Below are 8636 nucleotides of genomic sequence, written 5' to 3'. Positions count from 1 at the left end.
AAAAATGCCTAACTTACTTAACTTTATGAGTGCATGTGCATATTATAAGGATATGCCTTATTTTAATAATATACAGGGGATGGATAGAGTACATAAGAGATTATCAGCCAATATTGAGACAGGAGATTTTTCATCGGGAGAATATGATTGGCAGTTAGAAAAAGATTTTGAAAATTTATGTGTGTATGATAATTTAATTAAATTGGATGTAAAAGAATATTACGGTAGAATATATACTCATAAAATTGATTTTCAAGGTTTGGAAGAAAGATATATTTCCAATATGAATTTAGGTGCTACTAATGGATTGATTATGGGAAATTATCTATCTTTATATTTTGCTGAAAGATATTTAGCATGCATTAGTAAAGATATTGAAGTTGAACTAAACAAAGCAAATATTGATTGTGACTATACATATTTTTCGGATGACTTTTACTTTTTCTGTAATGTAAAGGACAATGAGAAAATCATACATATATTTGACAAAGTTTTGGAAAAGTATGAATTAGAAAGAAGTGAAAGAAAAAAAGAAGTTTGGACTTATGAGAGTTTTAATAATCATAATTTAGTGGCGAGATATTGGAAAAAACTTATCGCGCATTGTAATATCAGATTTAAAAGTGACAGAGATGATAATAAACTATATTTTATAAATCAAATAGTATATAGAATGTCAAAATTAGATGATGAGAAAATGAAAAAGGTATTTATCAATAATATTTTTAAAACAAAATATTTTAGAGAACTACCATTGGAAAAATATCAGGTCAAGGAATACGACTATCATCAATTATGTTTCATTATGAAATATTCTCCGGAATCAATGTTATATCTTGCAGATAGATTTTCTATTATGAAGAAATTTGATAATCAAAAAATGCATAAATTTTTTAAGGTTAGATACCATGAATCACTAAGGAGTAGTTTTAATGATGAACAATTGTATTATTTTTACGCAATAAAGTTGTTTGGATTTGAAGATATTATAGGTGGTGAAAAAGAAATGGTACTTAAATCAAATAATCAAATTTTGATTTCATATTATTTAAAAGATAACATTTTTACTAAAGATGATTTGAATTATTTAAAATCTCTTGAAGATGAGAAGTATTGGTTTCAGAATTATCATATGATTATGTATGATATGGATATGCTAGTAGATTTAGAAGATAATATTGAGAAATATCTTATTCCTAAAAAAGTATTGCAAAGCTTATGTAACAAACCCAGTAAGGTTGCTAAAAGAGAATCTTATATGAATTTTTATATGAAAAATTTATCTACTGGAAAGGCTATAATAAGAGATATAGAAGATGTTAAAACTGAAATAATTAATTATTTAGAATTGAAAATAGCGGAAAGCGAAGAAGTATTTGAAGAGGGATAACCCAATATTAGATGACATTCTAATTTAAATAGGGTTATTATTTATGGAAAACTATTTGCTTAAAGAAGTTTTTTCAGTATGAAAAAAATGGATATCAACAAAACAATAATATGTCATATAAACAGAATGAAATAAAAAATCATTAATAATGAAGAAATAAGCTTTTATTTTTGTATAGTATGGAGGAAAATATGCAAGGTGAACGCAATAAAGTTCTAGGTATTTTAGATGTAATGGGTAAGGACAATTTGTTTCAAGAATTTAAGTACTTAAATCAATTTACCCAAAAATGGAAAGAACTGCTTGAAAAGGTTGATGAAAATATTATGTATGCTATGTCTAACGAGGAGGAAAAGGACCAGATATATATTTTTTCGTTACCTATAAAAAACGATATAATGGAATTTGGTTTTTCAATTAAATACATAAAAGATTTTTATAAATTATATCCTAACTATAAAATAAAAATTACTTTTGATAATATTAAAGGCAGATTGTTTAATGCAGAAAATGAATGTTATTACACTCATTTTAATAATTATGATTTGAGTAATACATACGATAATATGGAAGAAATCTTTGTTGTTCCTTTTTCGCAAGCAAATTATAATTTTATGTTAATAGATGGGAATCATAGAGTTAATTGGTTAATTAACCACAATGAAAAACAAATTGATATGCTTTATGTAAATTATATGTTAGCCGCCAAATCATTAGTAACTCCTATCCAGATATGTGCATATTGCCTTATGGAAGATTATAGTAAGATTAGATATAATATAAATAAAGTTGAACACGAAAGACTATATAAGCTAACTAATATTTTTGATAAGAGTAAAACGTTGAACACAATAGGAAAAAAACGGTATAGATAAATTATAATTACATTGTATGTAAAACATGGTATAATATTATGAAAAAATAGCGAGGTGATTGAATGGCTTTTGCATTAGAAAAAGAGATGACACCTAAAATGAAGGATAATGTAAAAGAATTTTTGTTTAAGGCTATTTCTTATCAGGATGATTTTATTATTGCAGAAGAATTACCTGTGTATTATCGCATGATTGATTTAGTAGTTGCAATAATACAAGATGATGAAATATCTAGTTTATTGGATAGTGAGTATGAAAAAGAATTTAAGTATTTAGATAATAATACTTTAGACATTTTAGCATTATTTTCAATATTTGATGAAGTTACTGTAAATAAAGTACAGAAACATATTTTTATGGATAGGGATAAGATAGTTAATTGTTTTGAAGTATTAGAAAAGAAGAATCTAATATTAAAAATTTCTAGAATGAAGTATACAGCTACCAATTGGAGAGAATTAGTACCAAAAGAAATTATTGCTTTAGAATTAAAATTACAAAAATGGCAAGAAGCTTTAGAACAAGCCATTTTTAATAAAAGTTTTTCTGATTATTCATTTGTGGTATTGGATAAAGAGCGAGTTACTAAAAACAATAATATGAAAGAAGAATATAAAAGGAATAATATAGGACTAATATTGTTGGATGAGACAGGAGGATTTGAAATCATAAATATTCCTAAAAAAAATAGAGGTATTCAACCAAATGTTTACTCATATGAAAAAACGAGAATTTTAAAAGATGTTGTGAATGGATACAAATGGAAAAAGATAGGAGGTAGATGTTGAACTCTACCTCTTATCTTTTTACAAATTATGATTTGATAAAAATTCTGAAAAGCTATTGCTCCAAACAGCTAAATGAACTCCAATTTCTGAGAGAGGAGCAGCTTTTAATTTGCTATTGATATAGGTCATTGAAGCTTCCGCATTCTGTATCCAAGCTAGAGTGTATTCTACTCTTTCAGGAAAAGTAAGAGTCAGTACGTGATTACAATAGTTATTTATAACTTCGATACGATGATTGCTTGCAGCTGTTATATTATTTGGACTTTCACGCCATTCTGGTATAGATTGAATTGGTATTTTCTGTTCAAGGGCTTGTTTTAATGATGACGAAAAAGGAGTAAAGTCATTTTCTAAATATCGAAGTAATCGAGTATCCCTAAATTTACTTAAATCTCTGTTAGGGAAAAAATCACATGCAAGTGAATATGAAAAAAAGTGTGGCAAGGCAGGGCCGCCACCAGATTTATCAATATAGTCATTAAATGATAAACGTTTTTCTTTAGTTGTTGTTCCAGATGAAAAACCAGTTGCACCAGCGCCTAGGCATATAAAACCGAAAATATCTGTAAAATTAATAATAAATTCTTTAGAGAGTTTATGCCCTAAGTAGTAGGACATTTCTAAGATGGCTATTGCTAAATTACTATTTTTAATATATGTATCACCACTTGTTCGTTCAATTACTAAATAATAACCAGATAGTTCATCAAGAACAGATAAATTATCAATTACAGTTTGCAGAACGCGATTTTCAGCAAATTTTTGGTTTAAAATAATGTCTTCAGAAAGCGCAATAGTCGCATATAAAGGTAAAGTATAATCATTTTTTAGTTCAATAGCTTTATTAATCCATTGTAATTGTATTGAGAATTCGTCTTCGTAGTTAGTGGCTAATGGTGTTGGAATTATTAAAGCATTGACACCTAAATTTGATTGGAAATCAAAACAAGATTTAATTCGATTGATAATTTGTGGCGCATCTGTAGGAATATTTAATGAAGAAAGAATTGAAGCATCTTCTTTATATTGTTTTTTAAAATCACTAATTTTATATTCACTACTAGAGTAAACAGGGGGAGTATTATTGTACCAAGGGTAAGATGCTAATTTCTTATATGTTTTTTTTCGTTCAGCTATAAAATTATTGTCTGTATTTATGGGAAAATACATTTGTGGGTCAAGTAGAAAAGGGGTAGTAGGAAGTTTTCTACGTAATAGTTCAAACGAATTAATTCCTGACGATAAAATAATTATATTAATGGGGTTTATACTATTTAAGCCCCATTTATAACCACGATTTAACCAAAACATATTCATTCTCCTTTCAAAAGTCTGCATATTTCTTCGTAGTTCATAGGTCTATCAATTGGATTCAACGATGTCATTTGAATAATTGTATTTTTTAAGGCATGTGTTGTTGCTATATTAGGTGGAAAAGGGGGCAACGGTTGTGTAAACATTGCATTCTGATTGAAATTGTATGGATGATATCCTACTAACATTTGATATGCTACAATTCCTAAGGAATAGAAATCTGCCCGTAAGGTTAAATTTTTTCGTCCCTTTAATTGCTCAGGCGCAAAATATCCTCTAGTTCCCATTATTACTCCATAAGCAGTTAATGTAGCGGAATCAAGATGTTTGGCAACTCCTAAATCAATTAAAACATAGCTAGAGTTATTGTTTAAAATATTATCTGGTTTAATATCACAATGAACAACGCGTTGTTTCCAAAGAGATGAAATTGCCGACGAAATATCTAATATAAGCGTGGTTGTTTCAGAATAATTCAAAGTTTGCTTTGTTTCATATATATGATTTAAGTCCTTGCCTATAATAAATGGAGTTTCAGTATAATAGCAATTTTTACCACGTACAAGAACATCGCCATAAGATATACATTTTATTAAATGTGGATTATCTATTTGGGATAATTTTTTTATCTCTAATTCTGTACGCTTTTGCATATGGTCTGAACTATAAACCTTAATGGCAACATCTAAGTCCAATAAATTATTATATGCTTTAAATACGGTTCCTTCTCCGCCAGATTTTATGATTTTGATAGATGTAAGATTAGGAAATGCATCGTACAATTCATTTTCTTGAAGTGGTGGGTCAAAGGGTAATGGCATAAGATACCTCCTTCAATATTTATAGAATATTTAATGTGCTTAATTTTATAACTTCAAACATACCTATTAGGTTTCTGACTCAAATATATCGATACTTAATTAAAAAAATAATTTATGGCGTATCTACTATAACTTTTATTGTAACTAATATAATCTATGAATGCAATTAAAAAATTGAAATAATTGGTAGAAAAGACATACAATATGTAATAAAATGAAAAATTGTATAGGTAATAAATTATATAAATTTTTTCTGAACAACCTGGTATATTTATAAGAAACTAAGTTCTAGTTTGTAACCCCACCCCTTCTCAATAAGGGTAAAGTAAAACGCTGTACCCTAATAGATAGGGATACTCGTCGAAAACTAACGATGCAGTATGGTAGAAAAATAAGCGACCATGTTGTGGAAAATAGTAAAAGGCAAGCTAAAAGGAATGAGACCTGTTCCATACAGAACTCATTCCTTTTAGCTTGCCTAGTGATTATCTGTGTTATACACAAAGGTAAAATCACTTCCTTTTTAGAGTGCCTTGAATAAAAAAAATTACTGCTGGAATAATAAATCTTAAATTTGTTGGGAAAGTGAGAATTAGCGTTTCAAGAATTGCTGCAATTTAACAACTGCAGTAAAACTAACCTTATTTTTATTAATGGTTTTATGTTGTATGTATTAATAGTCTTCTCTTTTTCCGAATTCTGCTGATTCTACCCATTCATCAGGTCTTGAAACTAATTTTACGAGTTCCTCTAATATCACACAGTGCTTATCTTCTTGGTTAATTAAATATTGGAATACTGTCTTTGACTGTTCTTCAGATGCAACAGCATATAAATCTTGATAAAACTTTAAACTTTCTTGCTCTTTTTCTAAAGCCATTCTGTAAGTATCCAACTGTTTTGGAAAGTTCTGTTTACCCGAGGTAAAATCATCCATATTTTTGAAAATTGATTGTACATCAAGAAGAATATTACTGTCCTCTAAAGGCAAGGTGAGTTTATCTGCTTTAGTCATTAAAATATTTGCATGATTTTTTTCTTCTTTTGCGAGCATCGTAAACACAACATTTAAACTATTCTCTTTGTTCAGATCTGCTTGCTCTTTGTAAAACTTCTCTAAATCAAGTTCCATTGAAAGTGCTAATTCTAATAATTCCATAGTAAGCTCTCCTTTTCTTATAAAAATGTGAAATAAGCCATTTGCTTAGTTTAATTATAGCGGTTATGTTGGGGAGTTGCAAGATGATTTGGAAATCGTAAGTTTTAATCAGTAGTAATCACCATTTTACATTTAAACATAACGGAAAAATTCCTTCGAACCATATAGATGAAAAGTATGAGATTTAACCAGATTCTATGCAAATTATAAATCTGATTTGGCGTCCCGAAATCCGTTTGGGGTCATTCTAGTATATTTTTTAAACACTGTGGCTTCCAATCCTAGGTTTCATGGTAAGTACATCGTATATAATATTCTAAATATTAAAACATAAATAAAAATATAAAAGAAAGGTAGCATTGTTATAATAATTGATCTCTCTATATAAAGTTTAGTATACGATTGATTTATAGCTTTCTGAGCAAGATATAAATTCAGAAATTCTCTAAAGAGTAAAATCCCAATGAGAATTATGAATATTAGTAAATCAATTATGAAGATATCGGATAAATTTGTAAATGACATTGTTTTAATTATAATCATTTCGAATAACTCCTTTAAGATCCTAGTAAAAAATGAGAGGACATATCAGGTAAACAGTTATATTTATTATTCCATGAGCCAATGATATACCTACAATAGATTCCTTCCATATAAAGATCCGGCAAAATAATATTGATATAAAAAATGTAGAGATCATATTTAATAATGATTTTGAGGAAATAGCCAGAGCTGTATATAGTAGGCTTGTAAAAAACATCGCTTTATTGTTACCCAGTAATGTATTAGCAACATGGAATAATATCCCTCGAAATAAAAACTCCTCTAACAGGCCTACACAGATTAATAAGGCAATAACCCATATTAAGATTTCTTCCGGTGCTGCTGGTTTATTTTTGATGTCAGGCTGTATAATGTAAAACTGAATAAATCCGAGTGGCAGTCCCAATAGAGCAATGAGCAGTTGTTTGTGTAGTTTGGCAAATCTAAAACCCATTACCGAAGGTTTTATCCCAACAATATTTGCAACGATAACACCTGCTATGAATAATGGTATGCTAACAGCCACAATTCCAAAAACTTCAGGTATACCTGTCAGTGGAAGAGAAACACTAATGATCCTAATCAGTGGGATAAGGGTCAGAGCTGAATAGAGTGGATGGTAGGGCTCTCGATTCTTCATTAGAACTGCTATTAAAAGTGATATTAGTATAGTCAGGTAGAGGATAACACCAATCGATATGCTTACAAAGGTAAAAATAGTCTCGGTTAAAGCGATGAAGAATACAAATAACCAACAAATGAAGTCATTGGCTTTTATAAGCAATTCGAATAAAGCTTTAATATTAAACCCCCCTTTATGTAATAATTTTATATTCATGACAAGGAAAAGTTCGCGAAGCGTGCTTTTTCTTGTTGCAATTATTAATCCAAATGTGGCAATATTTCTACCCAGAGCCTAAGCTGCCTGTAAGGTTTTATATCTTGACCATCCAGGTATAATAAGAATTCAATCTTTACCAAATCTTCCGGTTCTTCTACTTTAAAAAGCACAGTTATTTCCTGTTTTTCCTGATTTTCTATGTCTATTGGTGATATGGTTTGAATGATATTACCATTCATCAATATTTCCATCTTGTATCTCGTTTTCTGTTGTTCATTGTTAATGATGACTGCTTTTACCGTCCCGTTCTCTCCGACTTTAAGTTGTTCAGGGTAGCCTGTCGTTACATCATCCAGGCCTGTAATATAAAATTCTGTAAAGATTTTACCCGTTTTAGGAGAGGATATCATAAATACTGAAGTAAAAATTAACAAAAAACTGGTTATCAGTAATGCTGCGTGTATCACTTTTGTTCCTTTCGTTTTATTTGACCATTTTAGTAAATCAATCGTAAGCGTTAATGTAAAGCGCTTCTCCTCGGGTAAATTATTTCGCCTAAACCAGCCAAGGAATAATAAAAAAATGTCAAAAAATATAAGCGAAAGCATCATCGGCAAAAGTCTGATACCTGATGACAGGTAATTTAGCAGCAGTCCGATTAGGGGAACGATGATGATACTTAATCCTATACTTAAAGCGATACGAGCTGAACCATCAAATTCATCTTTTTCGGGGAACAAGACTGCCATCAGCAAATACCCGGGAAGGAATAGAGCAAAAGGCAACCCGAGAATAATTCTTAGGAAATCACTAAAAAAAACAATTACCAGTAACAAGCCGGTTATTATTACATACTCTTTTTTAAAATTGATCTTCAATCCGGATCACCTCCCTATTTCGCTTCT

At 29.4% G+C, this 8636-nt stretch carries 8 protein-coding genes; 3 read left to right on the top strand and 5 right to left on the bottom strand.

What is annotated here, in order from left to right; translation table 11 throughout:
- The 3 genes from CC92_RS22835 to CC92_RS0115935 form a co-directional block, all read left to right on the top strand.
- The coding region (locus CC92_RS22835; RefSeq protein WP_031420460.1) for a hypothetical protein at positions 1–1390 on the top strand (1390 nt) is incomplete at its 5' end.
- Between the two features lie 191 nt (positions 1391–1581).
- On the top strand, positions 1582–2265 hold the full coding sequence (locus CC92_RS0115940) for a hypothetical protein (protein WP_029505252.1): 684 nt from the start codon (positions 1582–1584) through the stop codon (positions 2263–2265).
- A 62-nt stretch (positions 2266–2327) separates the two neighbouring features.
- Complete coding sequence (locus CC92_RS0115935) at positions 2328–3053, top strand: hypothetical protein (RefSeq protein ID WP_029505253.1); 726 nt, start codon at positions 2328–2330, stop codon at positions 3051–3053.
- Positions 3054–3071: 18 nt separating this feature from the next.
- Here CC92_RS0115935 and CC92_RS0115930 read toward each other — a convergent pair whose 3' ends face one another.
- The 5 genes from CC92_RS0115930 to CC92_RS0115905 form a co-directional block, all read right to left on the bottom strand.
- On the bottom strand, positions 3072–4364 hold the full coding sequence (locus CC92_RS0115930; protein WP_029505254.1) for a hypothetical protein: 1293 nt from the start codon (positions 4362–4364) through the stop codon (positions 3072–3074).
- Between the two features lie 2 nt (positions 4365–4366).
- Positions 4367–5188 (bottom strand): serine/threonine-protein kinase, encoded by an 822-nt coding sequence (locus tag CC92_RS0115925; RefSeq protein WP_029505255.1) that lies wholly within the window; start codon positions 5186–5188, stop codon positions 4367–4369.
- Between the two features lie 673 nt (positions 5189–5861).
- The gene (locus tag CC92_RS0115920) at positions 5862–6347 is read right to left on the bottom strand and encodes a ferritin-like domain-containing protein (RefSeq protein WP_029505256.1); all 486 of its coding nucleotides are present in this window, start codon (positions 6345–6347) and stop codon (positions 5862–5864) included.
- A gap of 565 nt (positions 6348–6912) precedes the next feature.
- Positions 6913–7530: a CPBP family intramembrane glutamic endopeptidase gene (locus CC92_RS0115910; RefSeq protein ID WP_162175530.1), complete on the bottom strand. Its 618-nt coding sequence runs from the start codon at positions 7528–7530 to the stop codon at positions 6913–6915.
- A 242-nt stretch (positions 7531–7772) separates the two neighbouring features.
- Positions 7773–8609, bottom strand: a complete 837-nt coding sequence (locus CC92_RS0115905; RefSeq protein ID WP_029505259.1) for a DUF1616 domain-containing protein — start codon at positions 8607–8609, stop codon at positions 7773–7775.
- Positions 8610–8636 lie beyond the last annotated feature (27 nt).

This window comes from Lachnoclostridium phytofermentans (genome assembly GCF_000733755.1).
GTDB lineage: Bacteria > Bacillota > Clostridia > Lachnospirales > Lachnospiraceae > Lachnoclostridium > Lachnoclostridium phytofermentans_A.
The sequence above is the reverse complement of the archived record's forward strand: the minus strand, read 5'-3'. Positions and strand labels throughout refer to the sequence as shown.